This window comes from Proteus sp. PR00224, from assembly GCF_016238105.1.
In the GTDB taxonomy this organism is placed as follows: domain Bacteria; phylum Pseudomonadota; class Gammaproteobacteria; order Enterobacterales; family Enterobacteriaceae; genus Proteus.
Map to the genome: position 1 here is coordinate 329,872 of NZ_JAEHQU010000004.1, position 22,305 is coordinate 352,176.

Here is a 22,305-nt window from a genome sequence, read left to right on the forward strand (position 1 = left end):
AAATAAGAGGTGTCGCTGTGTGCTCTGGTCAACAACATCGTCATGAACATAAACATGAGCAAATATTATGTCCTCAGTGCGATCTGGTGGTCAGTGTTCCTGAATTAGTACAAGGAACAAAAGCAACATGTCCTCGCTGCCATACTGTGCTAACTGCACGTTGGCGCCAACCTTTTTATCAACCTGTTGCGTTAGCAATCAGCGCATTGTTTATGCTGTTAATGGCGAGCCAATTTACTTTTGTTAGTATGGAAGTGGCAGGTATTGCTAATAATGTCACACTGATGCAAATTCCAACGGTGATGTTTAGTGAAAACTACGTTGAACTAGGTGCCTTTTTCCTATTGTTTGTGCAGATTGTGCCCGCTTTTTGCATGATCGCAATCTTGCTTCTTTGCACACCCGTTAAATTACCAAGAAAGCTACAAATTTGGTTATCGCGTATTTTATTTCAACTAAAATCGTGGTGTATGGCAGAAATTTTTCTTGCAGGAATTTTAGTTAGCTTTGTAAAATTAATGGCTTATGGTGATATTGGGCTGGGGTTGAGTTTCCCACCTTATGTGCTTTATTGCTTATTTCAAATTCGTGCTTTCCAATGTCTTGATAGGCATACTTTATGGGAAAAATTAGAGCCTCGTCCTGCTTATCCTGACATAGAATCGGGTAAGCCGGGATTAAAACAAGGTGTAAGATTATGTCGTTCATGTACGGCAATTTTACCTGCCGACCAATATGAATGTAGTCGTTGTGAAGTCAAAGGACATGCAAGAAGGCCGAAAAGCTTGCAATGGACAGTATCACTGTTGATTACTTCGTTGATCCTCTATATCCCCGCGAATTTATTGCCGATTATGGTGACTGAGTCATTGGGTAATAACCTTTATTCAACCATTATGGCAGGGGTTATTTTGCTCTGGGAAGATGGTTCTTATCCTGTTGCAATGGTGATATTTATTGCCAGTATTATGGTGCCAAGTTTAAAAATGGTAGCAATAGCTTGGTTGTGTTGGGATGCACACAAATCTAATGGGAAAAGAGATCCTGCTAGAATGCATTTTCTCTACGAAGTTGTTGAATATGTAGGGCGTTGGTCGATGATTGACGTCTTTGTAATTGCTGTTTTAGCTTCATTAGTCAGAATGGGACGTCTGATGAGCATCTATCCTGATTTTGGTGTGGTGCTATTTGCATTGGTTGTAGTGCTAACTATGTTCTCTGCAATGATGTTTGATCCTCGGTTGACGTGGGATAAGTGTACAACCGATGATGATAAACCCACGATTAAGGAGCCTAAGGGTGACTGAAAAGAATGAAACTGCTTTAACTGAAGCAAAAATTAACAAACTAAAAAGCTGGTCTCCAGTTTGGATCATACCACTTGTCACCTTACTGATAGGTGCATGGATACTTTATTATCATTTCAGCCATCAGGGTCCAGAAGTTACATTAATTACCTATAATGCAGATGGCATTGAAGCAGGTAAAACCAAAATTAAAAGCCGCAGTGTGGATATCGGTTTAGTTGAAAGTGTCACACTCGATAGCAATTTTAGTCGCGTTATCATCACAGCGCGCCTTGATACTGGCATGAAAGAGTTATTACGTGCAGATACCGCATTCTGGGTTGTAAGACCGCAAATAGGTAAAGAGGGTGTAACGGGTTTAGGCACCTTGCTTTCAGGCGCATATATTGAGCTACAACCGGGATTAACGGGTAAAGAAGAAGATGAGTTTAACCTTCTTGATTCACCGCCACTCGCTTCGCCTGATGCAAAAGGTATTCGCATTAATTTAGTGAGTGAAAAAGCAGGTCAATTAAATGCAGGCGACCCAGTTTTATTTAGAGGTTACCAAGTTGGTTCAGTTGAAACCAGTGAATTCAATATTGATACAAGAGATATGCATTATCAACTCTTTATCAAAGCACCTTATGACAAAATGGTGACATCTAATGTGAGATTCTGGAAAGATTCAGGTATCGCCTTTGATATGTCTTCATCGGGTGTTCGTGTTGAAATGGCATCACTTTCCACATTGTTTAGTGGTGGCGTTAGTTTTGATGTTCCAAACGGATGGTTACCAGGCGATCAAATTGCACCTAAAACAGAATTTAAACTTTACGATAATGAGAAGAGCATTCAAAACTCGCTATATACTGATTATCGCAGTTACATTATGTTTTTCTCTGATTCTGTAAGGGGATTACAGGCGGGGGCACCTGTTGAATTCCGTGGAATTCGCATGGGTACTGTTGTTCAAGTACCTTATTACACTAAAGGCATGCAACAATCACTGGATAAAGATTTTCGTATTCCAGTGCTAATTCATGTTGAACCAGAGCGTTTTGCTAATGATGTTGGTGAAAGTTTTGACTTCGTCAAAGAGATCACTTCAGCCTCTAATAATGGGCTAAGAGCTTCTTTAAAATCGGGAAATCTTTTAACTGGTGCGCTTTATATTGACCTTGATTTCTACCCTGATGCAACAAAATGGGAAGGCCCTCAAGAAGTTGCTGGTTTCCAACAAATACCGACTACAAGTTCAGGTTTAGCGCAAATTCAGCAAAAAGTCATGACATCTCTTGATAAGATCAACAATCTTCCTGTTGAGCCAATGCTTAAAGAGATGACGGCAACGTTAGCTGAAAGCCAAAAAGCAGTTGCTGAAGCGAAAGAGACACTAAAAGCATTGAATGCCATGATTGGTAGTGATGAATTTAGAAATCTTCCTAATGATATTCAACAGTCATTGAAAGAGATTAATCGCAGTATGCAAGGCTTCCAACCGGGCTCTCCTGCATACGGAAAAATGATTGATAATATGCAGCAGCTTGATCAGGTTTTAAGAGAGATGCAGCCTTTATTGAAAACATTGAACAATAAGAGCAACGCATTAATTTTTGAAGCGAAGGAAGGTAAAGATCCAGAACCGAAGAGGGCTGAAAAATAATGAAATACATCATTGGGGTATTTGTATTGATGCTAACGGCATGTTCAAGTCAGATTGATAAAACGTATTATCAGTTGCCCGATGTTTATCAAGGTGGCGTGTCAGAACAAGTCTCGACAACACAGTCAGCCAAGAAGCCCCAAATTTGGGTTCAGCCGATCCGTTTGTCTAATATGCTAGTTAATGCAGGAATTGTTTATCAAACGACGGATATTAACTATACCGTGGCTAATCAACATTTATGGATTAATCCACTTGATCAGCAATTACAACAGAACCTTATTTCAGGTTTAACAAAAGCATTGCCGGATACAGTTGTTGCTAATCAACCAGTTGAAGATAATCTTGCGAAATTAACCGTTACCGTTAATTACTTCCAAGGCCGTTATGATGGGCAAGTGATTATTTCAGGTGACTGGATCTACGCTGAAAATAATAAGGTTATTAATCAGCCATTTTCTTTAGTTTTAACACAAACGGAAGATGGTTATCCTGCTTTAGTGCGTACATTAGGGCAGGGATGGGAGCAAGTTGTTTCTGAGATAGCGAAAGCAATTCAAGCTCAATACTAACTGATTTAGCATTATGTTTATTTAAACCCAATATTCTTTTAAATTGTATTTAAGTTGAATATTGGGTTTTTGTTTATATCTAAAAGAGAAAAGATGAAGAATAGTTAAGCTTGGCGTATTGCATAGTATTTTTTTTAGAAGATATGTAACTTGTATTTGAAGAGTTTGAATTAATAGAAGTATGTAAGAGGTATTAATAGCTTATTTTACCTCCAATGATGGCTAATTCCTTAATAAAGCAAAGGTAATTAAAAAGAGTTTTCTACGAAAAAATAAAAATAGAGCAAAAAGTTATATTTATAAACTAAGTCTTATATTGACATAAACATAAAAACAAACATTATTATATCTTATTTAATTTATTGATTTTCTAAGATAAAAATAAATAAAATTGTTTTTAATTAATAATTTTTACTAAATATCAATTGGTTATGTTTTTTTAGGTATAACCCATTAAAAGAATTAGATAATATTTAAATTAAATCATTAAATAAAATAAACAATAACATTTGGTATTACATTTTTAGCTGGCTCAACATCACAAATATGACATTTGTATTAACTTCTTTACTTGCTTAAATGCGCAATAAAGCGTATCAATTTATAGTGGTTGTTGAAAAAACAATCATTATCTTTCCGCTTAAACTTAGAACGTGAGGGTTGTCTAGATATGAAAAGACAGAAACGAGATCGTTTAGCAAGAGCATTATCGAAAGGTTATCAAGCTGGTATGCAAGGTCGTTCAAAAGAACTTTGCCCTTATTTCGCCATTGATGCGCGTTCACATTGGCTTGGAGGCTGGCGACAGGCGATGGAAGATCGCCCTAGTCTGGTAAAATAAATAACCCGTCGTAGTGAAATATATCATGGCTAATTTTGAGTCCTATTGAATATTATCACTAAGATTTTACCGACAATCAAAACGAGGGTTATTTATATATATTCCTATGTACATATTGAGCATAGGACAATTTGAGTATAAATAACAAACAATCAATTTGGATATAAAAAAGGCTTACATTTTTGTAAGCCTTTTTACGTTATATTGTCATTATTTTTTTATTCTGATCTATGAGAATTTCTACGTAAACGAAACCCATAAATAGTAAGAAAAATAGCAAGTATTGTATTAACAGAATTATAGAGCCAATCAATTTTTTCTGAAGTAAACCAAGGTATAGAAAATGTAAATATCAGAAATATGCCACAATAAAACATAAAGTCTGCATTTTTTTAGATACTTTTCCTTTATTAATCACTTATTTTCCTTAAATTATTTTTATGACGATTAATTTAACTTAAAGATTTCCTTTTGATTTTTTAAATAACTTATATAAATTTGGACTATATAAACATAATGAGGTTATAGAAAAACCTAAGATCCATTTTATATTGAATTGATTAGCATACATACAAATAAATATAATCAATAAAACTGTGATATTATAGCCAATTGCTTTGCAAAGAAAAAAGATAAGATCAATCAGAAAGCTCAACAGTTCTACTATTGCGCTTATAATCATATCCATACGATTATTTCTTGACGTAATCTACTTATACTAAGTGGATATAAATTTTAAGTTTAGTATTTGTTTGGAATAAAAAAAGTTCACTTAAATTAAATTTATCTTTATATATAAATTTTATTTATTAATATAATGACACTATACATCGATTAATTTATGATAGCGACTTTTATTTACAAGGAAGATTTCAATGAAAAAACCAATATCATTATGGATAATATTAATTGTTTTTATTTTCTTTACTTTAGGGCAATTAATATCTTCATTTACTAGTGTTTCTACTTTAGTGGGCATATCTATAAAAGATAGCGAAAATTTAAATTTAATAGCTTATCTTTCTATATTGTGGAGTTTGATACAAACTTTTACTCTCCCAACTTTATATGTTATTACTCTTTTTGTTATCTTTATGAATAAAGAAATAGCATCGATGATGCTAAAAATATTCTGGAGTATATCAATGCTTCCTATCACTATTGCAATAGTCGTAGGTATGCAAAATACATTGGATAATACAAGTAGTAGTAATCAAGCAGAAAATTCAGGTGAAGTATTAGGGATCTTATTTTTAGTAGGATTACTTGTTTATCTTACATACAGCTTATTTTTCTCTCTTAAAATTAAACAATATTTTCAGTATCTAAAAGATAAACAATCGACAGCATGTATTGATAAAAACTGAGTTGAATATGATCTGTTTTTTATAAAAAAATAAATACGTTGTTAGCATAGATAAAAAATACCGTGTACTTTATGTTACACGGTATTTCTATAATAGATTCGGGTGGTTATCTATCTTAGAATGCAGTTGTATCTTTAAATAAGCCAACTTTTAAGTCTTTTGCTTCATAAATCAGCTTACCATCAACATACACTTCACCATCGGCAATGCCCATAATCAGTTTACGATTGATAACACGTTTGAAATCAATTTTATAGGTAACTTTCTTTGCTGTTGGTAATATTTGCCCAGTGAATTTAACTTCACCAACACCAAGCGCACGGCCTTTACCTTCACCACCAAGCCAGCCAAGATAGAAGCCAACAAGTTGCCACATGGCATCTAGGCCTAAGCAACCTGGCATAACAGGATCATTCACGAAGTGGCAATCAAAGAACCATAAATCTGGCTTGATATCGAATTCTGCTTCGATAAAGCCTTTATTATGGGTGCCGCCATCTTCTGTCATTTTAATGATGCGATCCATCATTAGCATATTACCAGATGGCAGTGGTGGGCCATCTTGGCCAAATAATTCACCACGGCCTGAAGCAATGAGGTCTTCTTTAGAATAAGATTCGCGTTTATCAACCATTGTCTATATAGCCTTTATCAAGTGTAAGACAACAGAATAGCTTACACTTGTACGCTGAACAACTCCGATCACTTGAAACAGAATTATCTGAATAGACGTAAGAACCAAGGTAATTTAGGTCTATCCTGATTATTTGCAAGTGTTATACGATCATGAATAACAGCTAACAAGTGTGAGTCTGATTGTTCTGGTTCACATTGCTCTTCATAATATGGCTGACGCGTCAGTAACGTTATCGCTTCCGCTACATGAGTGACAGGCCAAATATGAAATTTTTCTTCTTTTACCGCTTGTTGCACATTTTCGTTGAGTACAAGATGGCGAATATTGGCAAGAGGAATAATTACGCCTTGTGCACCAGTTAGCCCTCTTTGTTGGCAGATATCAAAGAAGCCTTCGATTTTCTGGTTTACGCCGCCAATCGGTTGGACTTGACCAAATTGATCAACGGCACCTGTAACAGCAATTTGTTGATCAATAGGTTGTTGTGCCAGAGTGCTAATAAAAGCACATAATTCAGCCAGAGAGGCGCTATCACCATCCACCTCACCATATGATTGTTCAAAAACAATCGAGGTGCTAAATGGCTGCGGTTGGTCTAAACGTAATTCTGAGTTTAAGTAAGCTTGCATAATCATCATTCCTTTAGCATGAAGATTGCCACCAAGCTCAGCTTTTCGCTCAACATCTGTAAACTCACCATCACCTATATGTGCAACGCAGGTAATGCGAGTCGGTTCTCCGATTAAATCAGGATATCCAGGGTAATCCAAGACAGAAAGTCCATTGATTTGACCAACAGCTTCACCTTCTGTTTGTATCATTACTTGGTCTTGTAAAATCTCATCACGACTACGTTCTAATAAATAACTGTGTCGCCACAGGCGATTTTCTTCTGCTTTTTTCAATGCATCAGCATTTAGAGAAGGACCATGATTAAAACGTATTGCATAACGAAGCTGGCGTAAGATCCATTCTAAATCTAGGCTCAGCATTAGCTGATCTTCATGTTGTCTTGCTGCTTGTGTTAGCAAGACTTCCCAAGCATCCGCAGATAGAGAAGGGAGGCTATATTTTTGGCACAATGAATTTACAAAGCCACACCATTGAGAAAGAGCGGTTTCGTCTTCTAAATACATATCGTATTCATATTCACCATATAAAGCAGTGCTACTTAGCTCAGGCTCCATAAATTCAAGCTCTTCAAGGCTTAATCTATCACCGACTAAAATAACCCGTAAATTGAGAGGCATGCTTTCAATAGGCAAAGGCAGGGATTGATTGTCATTCCAAACAAGCCATTCAAAACGCTGCTCTTCAACCATTTTTTTAAGGCGGAACCACATTAGTGGTTGTGCAAGTAAAGATTTTATAGAGAGGACTAAAATGCCTCCATTTACTTTATGCAATAAACCTGGGCTGAGGGTAACTTCGTCTTTATGGCAATAGAATGAACCAAAGAGTTGTTCTGGCTCTATCCATTGGCAACAAGTAATAGATTCTGATGATGAAAATGCACCTTGTACATTTTCTTGCCAATCGATTTTATTGGTTTCTGCTTGATAACTGCCAACAACAGGATCAGTTTTGATCCCTGATTGCGTTAATGTGTCTGTCAGCATATCAAAGTAAGCAGTAGAATCATCCGCTTTTAACAGCATAAACTGCCCTGAATCTGCATTGTTTAACCATTGCAGGCTTTCATACAGGCGAGGTTGAACCTCACGAAGTAGAGATGCAGGTAATTGAGATGCTGTTTGAAAGAAAGTTTGGTAGGAGGCGTAATCAGGACGTAACGCCTGCCATTCTAATTCGTTGTTTTTCAAGGTTACCGTTTTTATTATTGATTAGTGAAAAGAGATAATTAGATATCGTATAAGTCGATACCTATCCTGCAATAAGACGGTTCTTTAACTGTCATCAACTGCATAGGCAGGGAATATGTACCGCTACGACCTTATAATGACGGGTTAATAATTGGTCATTAAGGTTTTATGATAGCGACGCTCGATTCTATCATAACGTGCTCAGAAAACTATCCCTTATCAAGGCTTGTTATTAATTGATAAGAAAGATTATCTAAAATAACTTTGCCTATAAAATAGTCAAAAAATTTCGGTTCAGTGGCAGTATTTTTGTAAAATTGTTGATATGCTACTATATAGTTACGTTGTCACGGGGATTTGTATGAAATATCAACAATTAGAGAACCTAGAATGTGGCTGGAAGTGGGCCTATCTAGTAAAAAAACACCGTGAAGGTGAATTAATTACCCGTTATATAGAAAAAAGTGCCGCTGATGAAGTTGTCGAGCAATTGTTGCTTCTTGAATCACAACCATTAAAAGTTTTAGAGTGGATAGATTTGCATATGAATCCTGATTTATCTAATAGGATGAAGCAAACGATTAGAGCTCGCAGAAAACGTTATTTTAATGCTGAGCATCAGCATACGCGCAAGAAATCAATCGATTTAACGTTTAAAGTTTGGCAACGCTTATCTGCATTGTCACAACGAAGAGGGATCACATTATCAGAAACGATCGTGCAATTAATTGAAGACGCTGAACGAAAAGAACAATATGCATTAAAAGTGCATAGTTTAAAAGATGGACTCATTGAGTTATTAGAACGCGATAAAGAAAAATAAGTTACATTATTCTTAGCTTACTGGCTTCGACAATTTATTTGTTTTTATTGTGATATTTCATACTGGCCTGAAAACGTTCTTGTCTTTATATTTTGATCTAATTTTATCTCCATAAAAGAAAAACCCTGCCAATGGCAGGGTTTTGAATTCATCAACAGTAGATTATTCTACTATCTGAATTATTTACCAGCAGGAACAACAACTTCAGTTGTACCTTGGATTTCGATCTCAACACGACGGTCTGGCGCTAAGCAATCGATCAGAGCTGAACGAGCTTTAACGTTGTCACATGTGTTGCCAGTAACTGGGTTTTCTTTACCACGACCTTCTGCAGAGATGCTGTTTGCAGGGATACCTTTAGAAACCAGGTAATCAACTACAGATTGAGCACGTTTTTCTGACAGAGGCAGGTTGTAGTTTTGTGAACCGATACGGTCAGTGTAACCGATAACTACTACACGACCTTGAGTTGGGTCGATGTTAGCCAGTTCAGCGTACAGACCATTCAGAGCTTCTTGACCTTCAGCTTTCAGAGTAGATTTGTTGAAGTTGAACAGAACGTCTGAACGCAGAGTAAAGGTTTTGTTCTCAACAACTGGAGCTGGAGCTACAACTGGTGCTGGAGCTACAACTGGTGCTGGAGTTTCTTGGTTGAAGCGGTAAGCAACACCAACACTCAGCATGCCGTTGTCTGGACGTGCATTCAGAGTACCTTTATCACCGATGTTGTTGATCCATTGATATTCAACACGGGTAGCGATGTTTGGAGTGATCGCGTATTCAGTACCTAATGCGAATACTGGAGAAACGCCAGTATCGTTATTAGAGAAACGTTCTTGAACTGGAGATGCTGAAGTAGCATTTTTAGTTGCAGAAGAATCTGCACGCCATACCATACCACCTAAACGAGTATAAACGTCTAAGTCTTCCATTACTGGATAACTTAATTTAGTGGTTAATTGGATACCTTGAGCACGGAATGCACCGTTGTCATATGAACCTTTATAAGTCATACGACCTAACCAATCGTAACCCAGTTCAAAACCTAAGTATTGGTTGTATTGATAACCAGCAAATGCACCTGCACCTAATTGATCACGGTGAGTGTTACCATTACCGATAGAAGTACCATCGAAATGGTTGCTAGTACCTTGGTATTGAGACCAACCTAATTTACCACCGGTATACCAGGTATTGTCTTTTGGAGCTGCTTGCGCTGCAGTTGCGAAAGCTGCCACTGCCACTGCTAATGCGATAGCTGTCTTTTTCATTTTTACGCCTCGTTATCATCCAAGTTAGGCATTTGGCTTTAAGCCTTATTATTTGCCCTTGGTTAAATTATTGTTAGGAATCCAATGCTTTCATCAAATGATGATCCCGAAAAATGGGATTTAAAGCATAACCTTAACGACATAAAGTCTACAATGAACTTAAAAAGTTACAAGTAATCCTTTAAAATTCGACTTAAAATTTTAAAAAGATTCGTCTTATTCCACAATGGGAAAGATTCTGTATTTTTGTTAAATTTCTTGTAACTATATGATTTAGGTTATAAATACTTTTGACTTATCTTAAATGACACAAGGGTGTTTTGAGTATTAGGAAAACTCTTAAATTTCACTAATGGTAGTGAATTGAATGAATTTTTACGGAATTCAAATGTCGTTTAGATGTATTAGTACTTTCTAAATGGATATTTGAATTAACTTGCTGTCGCATAATAAACCCAAGGGTTTTTCCTTTACTTGCAGCAGATTCTAATCGTTTCATCTCTTCTGACGATATTTCTGGTAACCAACCGAGTACTACACTGTAATTACCACTCACCAGTGCTTTTTCCATTAAATCAACAGTAGTTATCATATTTATATGATTTAACTGGATTATTTTGTTAAGTGGTAATCCTGCGTTTTTTAACCAAGTACGATTTAGTTTTTGTTGTGGGTTTAGCCACAATAACCAACGCGATTCATGGCTATACTGTTTCAGTAATGGCAAAAGGATGTGATTAATGACGAGCGGGTTTTGGTAGAGAAGTTCACTCACCATACCTTGTTTATTATTACTATCGTAAGTCGCCACTGTTGAAGGGATAGATAGAGGTAATACCTCATTTGAGATCTCTTGGAGAATGGCGTTCTGTCTTGTCGGAGATGATGTTGAGAGTTTCATATTTACCTCGTTCCATATGTACTGTATGAATATACAGTATCTCTATATTTCGCTTAAATCAAGCTCATTTTTTTGAAAGTTCCTCTCAAATTTTATGTAAATCTCTATTTTTAAGTCGTCAACTATTGGCAATATAAAGGAAATTCTTTATTGTCCTTCTTGTTATGTTTATGCATGTTTTTGAATTCAAAGATAAAATTTAATCTTAAAGTATGTGTTGGAGTTTCAATGTTATTTTTACCTGAGCAAAGGAAGGCTCATTTATTATCGCGTATTGCGCAATATGGAGAGTTAACAACAAAGTCTCAATTTGGTGGTGTTAGCTTAATGATTGATGATGTTATGTTTGCTATCACGTCAGATAATGAGTTTTATTTAAAAGGAAGTGGTTTTTTAGAAACTCTTTATAAGGCAACAAAAATGAGTTCCTATACCTATTTGAAAAAAGGAATTCCTATCATATTGCGTTATTACCATATAACGGATTCGCTATGGAAAAATCAGCAGAAATTAGATCAATATATTGATATGTCATATCACTACAGTATTCAAGAATATTTAGGACAACGAAAGAAGCCTTGCAGAATAAAAGACTTACCTAATCTAGGTGTGATATTAGAAAAAAGGTTGAATCAAATTGGCATTAATCAAGTTGAAGAACTGCGTTTAATCGGTGCTAAAGCGTGTTATCTAAAATTAATGCATAGCCACAATTTGAGAAATAGTGAACTTTTACTTTCATTGGCAGGAGCTATCGTTGGGTGCCATCGTTCTGTATTACCTAGTCAACTTAAAATGGAGTTATTAGATTGGTACAACGAATTATCTTTTCAATAAGATAAAAGTAATGACCGTTATTTTCTCTAATGTACTTATGGCAATTAGAGAAAATAACGTCAATATGGGACTAAACTTGGGGTTTAGGTAGGCTGTTTGATTCGCTTTGCTCAATAATTTGGATACAACTAATAATTTGTGGCAGCAAATCCAATAGTAATCGGATTTGAGTGAGTACTAATTGAATGCGAGGATTATCTGCATTAGGTAATAGGTTGATCCTTTCAATTAATTCTACATGAGATTGCTTAAATCCTTCGTCTTGTGGCGTTTTGCGACGTAAAGCAGAATCGATATAACAAACCGTATCATTAAGCAATGTAAGTACATTCTCATCTTCTATTTTTGAACGATGAACGCCAAGTGCAGAAATATAACTGAGTAAAGTGTGATTTAAGCAAAGCAACTGGAAAGCCACTTCTTGGGATGCTTGATAACTTTTTGGCTCTGATGACATGTTTGAGATCAATGATGCTAATTCACCATCACTGCTATGAGCATTTCGACGAGCAATTCGATAACTCAAGCTATTATTTTTTCCTTGGTAATATTGAATAAGGATGGCATCAAGATAATAGCAGTTATTCGTCATTGTTTTTTGAATAACAACGGGCAGTTGACGGAATTTCCAATCAGGCCAAATAAAGCTAACAGCAAACCATGCTATGGCACAGCCAATTAAGGTATCGATAATACGAGGAAGGGCAACATCATAACCTTCACCAAGCAAATTGAAGCTTAATAAAACCAATAAAGTAATAAATAGTGTGGCATGTGCATATTGTATGGTTCTAAATGCGAAAAAGAGCGTACCCGTTATCACAATTAAAACAAGTTGCCCTTCAATTGAAGGAACAAAATATAAAATAGGGAAGCCAATTAAAATACCAATAATAGTACCACTTACTCGTAAGGTAAGACGTCGGCGAGTGGCATTGTAGTTAGGTTGGCAAACAAACAGACTGGTGAGTAATATCCAATAACCTCTGTCTAATTGGAAGAATTGAATAATGGCATAGCCAATGCATAAAACGAGTGACATCCTAACGGCATGTCTAAAAAGCGCCGATTTAGGTGTAAGGTGTTCTTTTATTCTTAGTGCAATATCGCGCCATCCAGTTAAACCATCATCAGAAAGTTGCGTTTCTTCCTTTTGGTCGTGGGATATTTGGTATTGCTCTGTACTAATACTTCGTAAAAGCGCATCAATACCTTGAAGATTTTGCAGTAAATTATTTAAAGGCGTTATTAATTGTGGCTCTGAAGTCGTATTTTTTAAATGATTTAGTGCATTCTCTAAATAATTTATAGCACGTTCTAATGAAGGGTTATGCTGATATTTTTTATGCCAAAGAATAGATTGTGCAACTTGTTCACAAGCTCGTGCCTGCATAGAAAGCAAACGTTGAAAACGAAATAACACATCGCTATGTCGCAATTCATTACTTAATAGTTGGTATTGAACATGCGACGAACTTGCTCGCTCATGAATATCTTGAGCAACAAAATAGTAATGAAGAGTGAAACGGCTACTACGTTGGCCTCTATCACCTTTTAATCGACTTAATAATGTAACTTTAGTTTGGTTCATCGTGTCAATTAATTGGCTATTTGCCATTGCTAAATTATAAAGCGAATGTTGATAGTCATCTTCGATATCAGGATCAAATAATGTCGCTTTAGCTTCGAGGTAAGTGGCAAGTTGTTGGTAGCAACGAGTTAAATTGTCCTGAACTGGGCGAATTGGGAATAATAAGTGACCAACTAATGTTAATGAGTTATACCAAATAGCGCCTAACAGTAGTAAAACGGGTTGTTCATACCATTCAGGGAAAATAGGCATACCGAGCATAGTATAAATTGCGATTAATAAAGCACCAAACGCAATGGTTGCGTACCGTTGGCCTAAAGCGCCTAATAAAATAAATCCCCAAGTAGAAATGGCTAAACCACAAAAGAATAAAATAGGATATGGGTAAAGTAATCCTATTGATGCTGAAGCAAGAAGAAAACAGCATAAAGTGATAACAAGGTTTTTTAAACGGCCAACAAGCCTATCATCTAAGTCAGTTAATGCTGCCGCAACCACTCCTAAAGTTAGCGGAATTGTGTATTTAGGCTCTTGCCCTAAGATCCAAGGAAACAAAGTCGTTCCTGTAAGCGCGATTATTATGCGAATATAATATAAAAAGTGGCTATTATAGATAAATCGGCGGGCGCCATTTAGCAAAGTGAACACAAAAAGCCCTTAAATAAACAAGATGAAGATAATTACCTCTTAGAATATAGGGTTTATCACCGATTAAAAAGAGCTTAACAACAGACTATTTGTTATTTATTGCAGGAATTACGTATGGAACTGAAATCCACCCCGATGGGACAACGTTTAGCACAGCATCCTTATAATAGAGTCAAATTGTTAAATGCTGGTATTGAAGTCAGTGGTGAAAAACATCAGTATTTAATTCCTTTTAACGAATTGATTAATATTTTCTGTAAAAAAGGAATTGTGTGGGGGGAATTAGAATTTTTATTGCCTGAAGATAAAGTTGTTCGATTGCATGGAACAGACTGGGAAGAAACTCAGCAGTTTTATCGTTATCTTTATCAATCATGGCAAAATTGGAGTAAAGAAATGAGCGAAATAAGTGCTCAGGTGCTTGAAAAGCAACTCCATAATATTAATGAAATCACTCAATCAAATAGATGGATAAAAAAGTCTAAGCTTGTTGAGATCCAACAATCTATCAAAGAAAGCTTTTCTGCTATTCCCCTTCCTCTTGAACGCCTTACTCAATTTGATAATTGCCATACTCTTTATCAGCAATGTTTAGAATGGTTAAAGCAAGGTGACGCACTTATTAATAAAGAAAATTCTGCATGGGTAACTCAAATATTAAATGAGTATGCGGAATTTTTTAATACGATTGAATCATCGCCATTAAATGAATCGCAGTGTCGTGCTGTGATTAATGGTGAAGAAAATATTCTTGTTCTGGCTGGTGCGGGCAGTGGCAAAACATCAGTATTAGTCGCGAGAGCAGGCTGGTTATTACGTCGTCAATTAGCACAGCCAGATCAAATCTTATTACTTGCTTTCGGTCGTAAAGCCGCACAAGAAATGAATGAAAGACTTTCTAGTCGTTTAAATGCCGATATTATGGCAAAAACGTTCCATGCACTGGCATTATTCGTTATTCAACAAGCGACTAAAAAACAACCCAAAATTAGTGAGCTTGAAATAAATAGTGAAAAAAGAAGAGCGCTATTATTAGGTGAGTGGCGAGAGCAGTGCCAACAGAAAAAAGCACAAGCAAAAGGGTGGCGAGAGTGGTTATCTCAGGAGTTAGAGTGGGATATTCCTGATGGTGAGTTTTGGCATGATAAAAAATTAGAAAACCAAGTTGCCGTAAGATTAGAGCGTTGGATTGGTTTATTAAGGATGCAAGGCGGTAGCCAAAAATCTCTGATTGAAAGTGTACAACCCGAATATACAGAAGCCTTTAAAAAGTATTTAAAATTATTATCTCCATTATTAAAAGCTTGGAAAACTGCATTAAAAGAGGAAGATGCGATCGATTTTTCGGGCTTATTACATCAAGCTATCAATCTTATTGAAAAAGGGCGTTTTATTAGTCCTTGGAAACATATTCTCGTTGATGAATTCCAAGATATTTCTCCATTAAGAGCTTCATTATTAACCGCATTAAAACAGCAAAATAAACAAACATCTCTATTTGCAGTAGGAGACGATTGGCAAGCCATTTATCGTTTTAGTGGCGCAGAATTATTATTAACGACTTCTTTCCATCACTCTTTTGGGGAAGGTGCTGAATGTGCATTAGATACGACTTATCGTTTTAATGACACGATAGGAAATGTTGCCAATACGTTTATTCAACAAAATCCAGCTCAATTATCTAAACCTTTAAATAGTTTAGTGAAAGGTAATAAAAAGTCAGTTGTGCTGTTATCTGATGATCAACTTGAAAATCTATTAAATAAAATGAGTGGTTACGTAGAAGAAAATGAAACTATCCTTTTACTCGCTCGTTATCACTATTTAAAACCAGAATTATTAAAAAAAGCGAAAACACGTTGGCCTAAATTAGATCTACAGTTTATGACTTTTCATGCTTCAAAAGGGCAACAAGCGGATTACGTTATTATTTTAGGTTTACAAGAAGGCAAAGATGCTTTTCCAGCACCAGCAAGAGAATCGATTATTGAATTGGCATTACTGCCTAGTGTTGAAGATTATCCTAATGCAGAGGAGCGACGCTTAATGTATGTCGCTTTAACAAGAGCAAAAAAACAAGTATGGCTATTATTTAATAAACAACAGCCATCTTGTTTTGTTTCAGAACTAAAATCTCAAGGTGTGCCTATACAGCGAAAACCTTAGGATTATTTTAATCTCTCTTTTAAATAACCCTCATAATCTGGAATTTTAATTGTAGATTCTTGTGAAAAGAGAGGTGATGAAATTAAAAAATTCGCAGTTGCACGATTTGTTGCAACTGGGATGTTCCAAACTGTAGCTAAGCGTAGAAGAGCTTTAACATCGGGATCGTGCGGAACAGCATTTAATGGGTCCCAAAAGAAAATCATAATATCAATTTTCTTTTCAGCGATCATTGCACCTATTTGTTGGTCGCCACCCATAGGACCACTTAGCATTTGAGTAACAGTAAGGCCAGTGTGGTGATTAATTAAATTACCGGTAGTTCCTGTTGCAAATAACTTGTGTAGAGACAGTTGTTCACGATTATTTTCAACCCATTCCAGTAATGAGCTTTTACAGTGATCATGGGCAACAAGCGCGATATTTTTTTCTTTTAAGAGCGTGCGGTCAATTTGTTCCATTTGATACCTTTAAAAATAAATATAGTAATTATTCCAGTTTTCAAAATACCTTTTTTTTATCTTAGAAGCTATGAACAGATCAAGATACTATGATGTATCATAATATTTTCAATCTTCATGATGAACGGAGTAGATAAATGGTGGATTCAGACATTTATGACATTTTAAGAAGCGTTAAAACCATTGCGCTTGTTGGTGCGAGTAATAAAGAAGATCGCCCAAGCTATAAAGTCATGAAATTCCTATTAGAACAAGGCTATGATGTTATTCCTGTCAATCCAGGTATGTCAGGGCAGACCTTATTGGGGCAACCATGCTATGCCTCATTAAAAGATATTCCTGTTGCTGTTGATATGGTTGATGTTTTTCGTCAATCTGACGTAGCATTAGAAATTGCGCAAGAAGCCATTGAAATTAATGCCAAAGTATTATGGTTACAGATTGGTGTTATTAATGAAGATGCTAAAAATTTAGCCGAAGATGCAGGGTTACGTGTGGTAATGGATCGTTGTCCTAAAAAAGAAATTGAAGCACATGGTCTTCCTTGGTAATACGCTAAAATAAAATCGCCGAAAACAAATTCGGCGATTATCATTTCATTCAGATTACTGGTTATGTAGATTAATTGGGTTAATTTCTTAATCGTGGTGCCTGTAATTGGCTACGAATTGACTGTGATAACTCATCTAATGAGTCATTATCTAAGTGTTCATCTGAAACTTCATAGGTTATCTGCGCTTCAGCAAGATAAGTATGAACAGGTTGTCCTTCATCATCTTCCATCACAACATGGTACCAAGGTGCTGCTCGCAAGGTCACATTAGATGCAATATCATCCTCATTAGGTTGATCAAGGGAATATTCAGCATCCACATCGACAACAACGCCTAAGTAGCCGAGTAATTTATGTCTAACCTGCTGTCCTATCCCAAATTTGCTGGCGGTCATCATAGTATCACCTCCATATAGCCTTGCTTATTGGTTACATATATGAGGTCACAAAGTGAAATTTCAAGGGTTTGAAAAAATATAATCCTTTGCTTTCATTATGAATAAAAAACCTCACAAAATCAGATTATCTATTGTATAAAGAAAAGACAATAACCTAGACAGAATTTTTATTTGAAGAGGGTTACTAGAAGGGTATATGAAAATCGGTAGAGAATATATTATTCAAGGGCGTGTTCAAGGTGTTGGTTTTCGTTTTTTTACTTATCAGTGGATGAAAAAACAGCCAATAACAGGGTATGTTTGGAATCGTGATGATGGTAGCGTGGGAGTAAAGGCTTTTGCGGAAGAAAATGTATTAAAAGAATTTGAAGATTGGTTAGAAGCTGGTGGCCCAAGAAGTGCCAAAATTACATTTTGGTCAGCGACATCTTGTGAATATGAACCAATGGCAGACTTTTCAATCCGCCATTATGAGTAATACTATTTTAATGATCTTTTATCGAAAGATAATATTAAATACATTTAACGGGTTTTGGTAAACCAGCAAGTTTTGTCGCTTGTTTTGCAGGGCCTTTAGGAAACAAACGATAAAGATAACGGCTATTTCCTTTTTCATCGCCATATTTTTGTGCAAGCGCTTTTACTAACATCCGAATAGCAGGGGAGGTATTAAATTCTAAATAAAACTGGCGAACAAAACGGATAATCTCCCAATGTTGTTCTGTAAGCTCAATTTCCTCTAGTTCAGCTAATGTTGGAACCATATCTTCATTCCACTCATTGCTATTTTTTAAATAACCGTGACTATCTGTCTCGATTTCTTTTCCGTTAAATACAAACATGTGCGTAGCAACCAATCAAAAATAATACCGCTAATTTAGCAAAAATAAGGAAAATACCCAAGTAGAACCCATAAATCGTTGATAAATTAAGCCATTGACTTGTAATGCGTTTAATTTTACGGCAAACAGTACAATAAGGGCTTTACAACATAAGCCTAGGTGTTTATATTGCTCCCCATTGCGGAGGGGTGGCCGAGCGGCTGAAGGCAGCGGTCTTGAAAACCGCCGATGGGAAACCATCCGAGAGTTCGAATCTCTCCTCCTCCGCCATCTCAACATCTCCTAGCGTCTCCTGAAGTCTCCTAATCCCAGTAAAATCAAACCTTCGTACTAAATCATTGTCTCCTGAAGTCTCTTTATGTCTCTTGAAAGCTCCATTTTTTTGGGGTACAAATGGGGGGACATTATACCCCCTTAATATTTAATACCCCCAATATGAAACTAACAGTTAAGCAGGTTGATAGCAGTAAGCCAAAAGAAAAGGACTACAAACTATTCGATGGAGGAGGTTTATATCTATTAGTTACAAAATCAGGAAGTAAATATTGGAGATTAAAATACCGTATAGATGGCAAAGAAAAAGTTCTAGCTATCGGTGTCTACCCAACAATAACTCTAGCGGAAGCCAGAAAGAAAAGGGATGACGCAAAACGGCAGTTATCTGATGGCGTTGATCCTAACAAGATAAAGAAGGATAAGAAAAGGGATTCAAAGTTTGATGGAAGCAATACATTTAAAAGCATTGCTCTAGAGTGGTATGAGGGAAGAAAAGACCGATGGTCTGAGGGTTACCGTAATGACATGATGGAGGCATTTGAAAATGATGTTTTCCCATACATTGGAGATCGCCCAATAGCAGAGATTAAACCTCTCGAATTGCTGGAAGTGCTTTCAATAATGGAAAAGCGTGGCGTTACAGAGAAATTAAAAAAAGTTCGTCAGCGCTGTGGTGAGGTTTGGAAATACGCCATCATCACTGGACGAGCTGAATATAACCCTGCACCAGATTTAGCCAGCGCGTTTATTCCACATCAACGAGAAAATTATCCATATTTATTGGCTGATGAATTGCCTGAGTTTTTATCTTCAGTAGACAAGTATCAAGGAAGTCAGATCGTAAGAACTGCTTTAAATATATTAATGCTTACCGGTTTAAGACCAGGAGAGTTAAGAAAATCAGAATGGTCATTTATAGATTTTGAAAGCAAAACATGGAAGCTACCAGAAAAAATAATGAAGATGGGCAGGGTGCATGTTGTGCCAATGTCAGATCAGGTAATTTCTTTACTACGTCAAATACAGCCAATATCTGGTGATTATCAGTATATCTTCCCTAGTCGAACTAATCATAAGAAACATTTGTCTGAAATGGCAATAAATACAATGATTGGCAGAATGGGTTATAGAGGAAGGGCCACTGGTCACGGATTTAGACATACCATGAGTACAATATTGCATGAGAAAGGATTTAATACAGCGTGGATAGAGTTACAACTTGCTCATGTTGATAAAAACTCTATCCGTGGCACTTATAACCATGCGCTGTATTTGGAGGGTAGAAGGGAGATGATGCAGTGGTATGCTGATTATATAGATGAGCTGAGAAGTAAAAAGAAATAAAATTCAATTGAGGGTATTTTCAGGGCAACGAGCATTATTAATTCGTTGCTCTATCCATTCATCCACTTCGCTTTCAATAAAACGAACCGAACGTGATCCTATTTTTACCTGCTTTGGAAACTCTCCTTTATCTATTAATTTGTAAGTCCATGACTTGCTATATCCCGTTCTATCTAAAACTTCATCCAAGCGTAATAATTTATATTCCATCTTTCTCTTCCTTTTGTAATTTCGTAATACTATCCATTCTTCCGTTTATATTGCTCATGATCATCACCACAATCTTTACTGCAATATGCACTATTAGGTGCAACAGGTTCTTCGTGACACCAAATACACATTCCGTTATGAGATTTAATTGCTGGTTTACGATTTGATAATGATGTTTGAATATGTAATTCGTTTATTTCATTTGCTGAGTCAATAATATCCATAATTACGCTTGTCTTGTTTCAATTAAATAAATAAGTACACATAATGCTATTAGCCCTGCAAGTTCAGTAAATGTCATAATTCATCTATATTAATTTAATGCTTCCTTCTACTTGGTTGCCATATACATCCCAATCACCATATTTCTCTCGTGCAAATAATTCGAGTCGAGGAACATCTCCGTATAATTCTTCTAACCTATAATGTATTTCTTTTGGCTTTTCGCTATGCTCACCAAGACATGAATAAATAACTTGCCTAACACTTGCAGACTTACGAGGTAATCCATTATCTCTTGTGGCTATTAAACACATTTCAATATTTTGACGAGTGTAATTACCGCAATTAATCTTCGTCTTATTGTTTAATATTTCCATAAAGTCAAAGAAATCTTCTGGTGGTTTTTTATTTATTCTATCTCCTGCATTTTTATTTAATTTCACCCATGCGAACCCGAACATGTTTTTAACTTTAAAATCCCATGCTTCGGTTAATTTAATTGCTTCGAGTGCAAAGTTTCCGGTGTACCACATAAACAGTACGGCATTTTTAGAGGAGTGTTTTTCTATTGGTAATCGAGAGAGGGAATATAAATCGGTGGTGTTGTAATGATTATCTGCTGCGCCATTTGAAACTTTGTTATTGTAAGACCAAGGTGGATCGCACAATATCAAGTCATATTTTTTCATTCTTCGCATCCTTAATCATTAAGAATAATTCCATAGCGCCACGGTATAAGCTTTCACGCTCAACCTGACCAACTGAACCATGGCAGCACATCCAGCCACCTGAGCTTTTAATCATCGATATTTCATTCTCAATAATAATCGGCATTGCGTCAGTAGGGTTATTGCATGGGTCGAAAGTCCGATAGCCGCTATCCATATAAGCTAATACAGATTCTTCCGTTAATAAGCATTTCTTCTTTAACCTTGTAGCAACTAATTCATTAATTTGAAGGTCGGTGTACTTATTATAGCTATTCATTGATTATCTCCCAATATTCGCAAATTCCTTTCCTGATAATTCCACCTGCTTCTAAATGACCAATTACACAACTAACCTGACTTTTAGAGTATTCAGGACTACATAAGTAATATAATTCAGCCTTTGTCAATTTGTTGTATTTTAGAAGATTAATTATTTCCTCTTTTAATTCATTCACCTCTCATCACCTCACCACAAATAATAGTTAAATCCCTCACTGACATTAAATATTCAGCGCGTTTATTGTATTTCGATTGCGTATATAAATTCTCAGATATTGGCATTACATGATTGTTCGTAATTAACAACAGGACGAATAGCTTCGTATTTATTTTCTCTGTATGCACATTTAAATATGTGAGCAATAACATCAACAGTCCAAGCATTGCCATAGCATTTATATGATTGTGAGTTTGAAACTATATTTTCACACCAGCCATCGGGGAATGTTTGTAATCTAGCGCATTCTGTCGGTGTTAATTTTCGATAATGACAGTTACTAATAGAATCCCATTCATGTCTATCATAAGAGTTGCGCCCAGATGAGCGAACAGTTTTACTCTTATTTCTAATTGCAACTTTC

Annotated in this window: 24 protein-coding genes and 1 tRNA gene; 12 read left to right on the forward strand and 13 right to left on the reverse strand. The window is 36.0% G+C overall.

Annotated features, from left to right (window positions below; all coding sequences use genetic code 11):
* The first annotated feature begins 17 nt into the window (after window positions 1-17).
* The 5 genes from pqiA (at window position 18) to JEP71_RS10055 (ending at window position 5,732) form a co-directional block, all read left to right on the forward strand.
* Window positions 18-1,307 (forward strand): membrane integrity-associated transporter subunit PqiA, encoded by a 1,290-nt coding sequence (gene pqiA / locus JEP71_RS10035; RefSeq protein ID WP_109373546.1) that lies wholly within the window; start codon window positions 18-20, stop codon window positions 1,305-1,307.
* Entirely contained in the window at window positions 1,300-2,952 is a 1,653-nt protein-coding gene (gene pqiB / locus JEP71_RS10040) for an intermembrane transport protein PqiB (protein ID WP_198620517.1), read from the forward strand. Before pqiA ends, pqiB begins: the two co-directional genes overlap by 8 nt.
* Window positions 2,952-3,524 carry a membrane integrity-associated transporter subunit PqiC gene (pqiC, locus tag JEP71_RS10045; RefSeq protein ID WP_109373548.1) on the forward strand — a complete coding sequence of 191 codons (573 nt, stop codon included), beginning with the start codon at window positions 2,952-2,954 and terminating at the stop codon, window positions 3,522-3,524. The genes pqiB and pqiC overlap by 1 nt, the downstream gene beginning before the upstream one ends.
* Before the next feature lie 670 nt (window positions 3,525-4,194).
* Window positions 4,195-4,365 (forward strand): ribosome modulation factor, encoded by a 171-nt coding sequence (gene rmf / locus JEP71_RS10050; RefSeq protein ID WP_023581348.1) that lies wholly within the window; start codon window positions 4,195-4,197, stop codon window positions 4,363-4,365.
* Window positions 4,366-5,240: 875 nt separating this feature from the next.
* On the forward strand, window positions 5,241-5,732 hold the full coding sequence (locus JEP71_RS10055) for a hypothetical protein (protein WP_198626174.1): 492 nt from the start codon (window positions 5,241-5,243) through the stop codon (window positions 5,730-5,732).
* A gap of 115 nt (window positions 5,733-5,847) precedes the next feature.
* Here JEP71_RS10055 and fabA read toward each other — a convergent pair whose 3' ends face one another.
* Window positions 5,848-6,366 carry a bifunctional 3-hydroxydecanoyl-ACP dehydratase/trans-2-decenoyl-ACP isomerase gene (gene fabA / locus JEP71_RS10060; RefSeq protein WP_023581351.1) on the reverse strand — a complete coding sequence of 173 codons (519 nt, stop codon included), beginning with the start codon at window positions 6,364-6,366 and terminating at the stop codon, window positions 5,848-5,850.
* Between the two features lie 83 nt (window positions 6,367-6,449).
* Window positions 6,450-8,192, reverse strand: coding sequence for an AAA family ATPase (locus tag JEP71_RS10065; RefSeq protein WP_198620520.1), 1,743 nt, complete (start codon window positions 8,190-8,192; stop codon window positions 6,450-6,452).
* Between the two features lie 361 nt (window positions 8,193-8,553).
* Between JEP71_RS10065 and matP the strand changes: the two genes are divergently transcribed.
* Window positions 8,554-9,015, forward strand: coding sequence for a macrodomain Ter protein MatP (matP, locus tag JEP71_RS10070; RefSeq protein WP_088493264.1), 462 nt, complete (start codon window positions 8,554-8,556; stop codon window positions 9,013-9,015).
* Window positions 9,016-9,194: 179 nt separating this feature from the next.
* Here matP and ompA read toward each other — a convergent pair whose 3' ends face one another.
* Window positions 9,195-10,286: a porin OmpA gene (gene ompA / locus JEP71_RS10075; protein WP_198620521.1), complete on the reverse strand. Its 1,092-nt coding sequence runs from the start codon at window positions 10,284-10,286 to the stop codon at window positions 9,195-9,197.
* 349 nt (window positions 10,287-10,635) lie between these two features.
* Entirely contained in the window at window positions 10,636-11,187 is a 552-nt protein-coding gene (gene sulA, locus JEP71_RS10080) for an SOS-induced cell division inhibitor SulA (protein WP_198626175.1), read from the reverse strand.
* Between the two features lie 228 nt (window positions 11,188-11,415).
* Here sulA and JEP71_RS10085 point away from each other — a divergent pair, with 228 nt between their 5' ends.
* Window positions 11,416-12,024 carry a TfoX/Sxy family DNA transformation protein gene (locus JEP71_RS10085; RefSeq protein ID WP_109373553.1) on the forward strand — a complete coding sequence of 203 codons (609 nt, stop codon included), beginning with the start codon at window positions 11,416-11,418 and terminating at the stop codon, window positions 12,022-12,024.
* 70 nt (window positions 12,025-12,094) lie between these two features.
* On the opposite strand, the gene yccS is transcribed toward JEP71_RS10085, so the two are convergent.
* Window positions 12,095-14,263, reverse strand: a complete 2,169-nt coding sequence (yccS, locus tag JEP71_RS10090; protein WP_198620523.1) for a YccS family putative transporter — start codon at window positions 14,261-14,263, stop codon at window positions 12,095-12,097.
* Between the two features lie 114 nt (window positions 14,264-14,377).
* On the opposite strand from yccS, the gene helD reads away from it, so the two are divergent.
* The gene (gene helD, locus JEP71_RS10095; RefSeq protein ID WP_198620524.1) at window positions 14,378-16,429 is read left to right on the forward strand and encodes a DNA helicase IV; all 2,052 of its coding nucleotides are present in this window, start codon (window positions 14,378-14,380) and stop codon (window positions 16,427-16,429) included.
* 2 nt (window positions 16,430-16,431) lie between these two features.
* Here the strand turns inward: helD and JEP71_RS10100 are convergent, their stop codons facing one another.
* A complete protein-coding gene (locus tag JEP71_RS10100; protein WP_075673145.1) occupies window positions 16,432-16,890 on the reverse strand; it encodes a methylglyoxal synthase in 459 nt (152 codons plus the stop codon).
* A 137-nt stretch (window positions 16,891-17,027) separates the two neighbouring features.
* On the opposite strand from JEP71_RS10100, the gene JEP71_RS10105 reads away from it, so the two are divergent.
* Entirely contained in the window at window positions 17,028-17,441 is a 414-nt protein-coding gene (locus tag JEP71_RS10105) for a CoA-binding protein (RefSeq protein WP_109373556.1), read from the forward strand.
* Between the two features lie 79 nt (window positions 17,442-17,520).
* Here the strand turns inward: JEP71_RS10105 and hspQ are convergent, their stop codons facing one another.
* Window positions 17,521-17,841: a heat shock protein HspQ gene (hspQ, locus tag JEP71_RS10110; protein WP_006537351.1), complete on the reverse strand. Its 321-nt coding sequence runs from the start codon at window positions 17,839-17,841 to the stop codon at window positions 17,521-17,523.
* A gap of 196 nt (window positions 17,842-18,037) precedes the next feature.
* On the opposite strand from hspQ, the gene JEP71_RS10115 reads away from it, so the two are divergent.
* Window positions 18,038-18,319 (forward strand): acylphosphatase, encoded by a 282-nt coding sequence (locus tag JEP71_RS10115; RefSeq protein WP_198620525.1) that lies wholly within the window; start codon window positions 18,038-18,040, stop codon window positions 18,317-18,319.
* Window positions 18,320-18,353: 34 nt separating this feature from the next.
* Here JEP71_RS10115 and tusE read toward each other — a convergent pair whose 3' ends face one another.
* Window positions 18,354-18,683, reverse strand: a complete 330-nt coding sequence (gene tusE, locus JEP71_RS10120) for a sulfurtransferase TusE (protein ID WP_023581360.1) — start codon at window positions 18,681-18,683, stop codon at window positions 18,354-18,356.
* A gap of 182 nt (window positions 18,684-18,865) precedes the next feature.
* Here tusE and JEP71_RS10125 point away from each other — a divergent pair.
* Together JEP71_RS10125 and JEP71_RS10130 are read left to right on the forward strand one after the other, a co-directional pair.
* Window positions 18,866-18,953, forward strand: a tRNA-Ser gene (locus JEP71_RS10125).
* Between the two features lie 165 nt (window positions 18,954-19,118).
* Window positions 19,119-20,303 carry a tyrosine-type recombinase/integrase gene (locus tag JEP71_RS10130; RefSeq protein ID WP_109849951.1) on the forward strand — a complete coding sequence of 395 codons (1,185 nt, stop codon included), beginning with the start codon at window positions 19,119-19,121 and terminating at the stop codon, window positions 20,301-20,303.
* A 3-nt stretch (window positions 20,304-20,306) separates the two neighbouring features.
* Here JEP71_RS10130 and JEP71_RS10135 read toward each other — a convergent pair whose 3' ends face one another.
* The 5 genes from JEP71_RS10135 to JEP71_RS10155 form a co-directional block, all read right to left on the reverse strand.
* Window positions 20,307-20,513, reverse strand: a complete 207-nt coding sequence (locus tag JEP71_RS10135; protein WP_063693452.1) for a helix-turn-helix transcriptional regulator — start codon at window positions 20,511-20,513, stop codon at window positions 20,307-20,309.
* A 29-nt stretch (window positions 20,514-20,542) separates the two neighbouring features.
* On the reverse strand, window positions 20,543-20,737 hold the full coding sequence (locus JEP71_RS10140; protein ID WP_098943689.1) for a hypothetical protein: 195 nt from the start codon (window positions 20,735-20,737) through the stop codon (window positions 20,543-20,545).
* 84 nt (window positions 20,738-20,821) lie between these two features.
* Window positions 20,822-21,424: an MT-A70 family methyltransferase gene (locus JEP71_RS10145; protein ID WP_160230128.1), complete on the reverse strand. Its 603-nt coding sequence runs from the start codon at window positions 21,422-21,424 to the stop codon at window positions 20,822-20,824.
* Entirely contained in the window at window positions 21,411-21,722 is a 312-nt protein-coding gene (locus tag JEP71_RS10150; RefSeq protein WP_109849925.1) for a DUF2591 family protein, read from the reverse strand. The genes JEP71_RS10145 and JEP71_RS10150 overlap by 14 nt, the downstream gene beginning before the upstream one ends.
* Before the next feature lie 270 nt (window positions 21,723-21,992).
* Window positions 21,993-22,305: DNA cytosine methyltransferase (locus tag JEP71_RS10155; RefSeq protein WP_198626176.1), on the reverse strand; the 313-nt coding region annotated here is incomplete at its 5' end.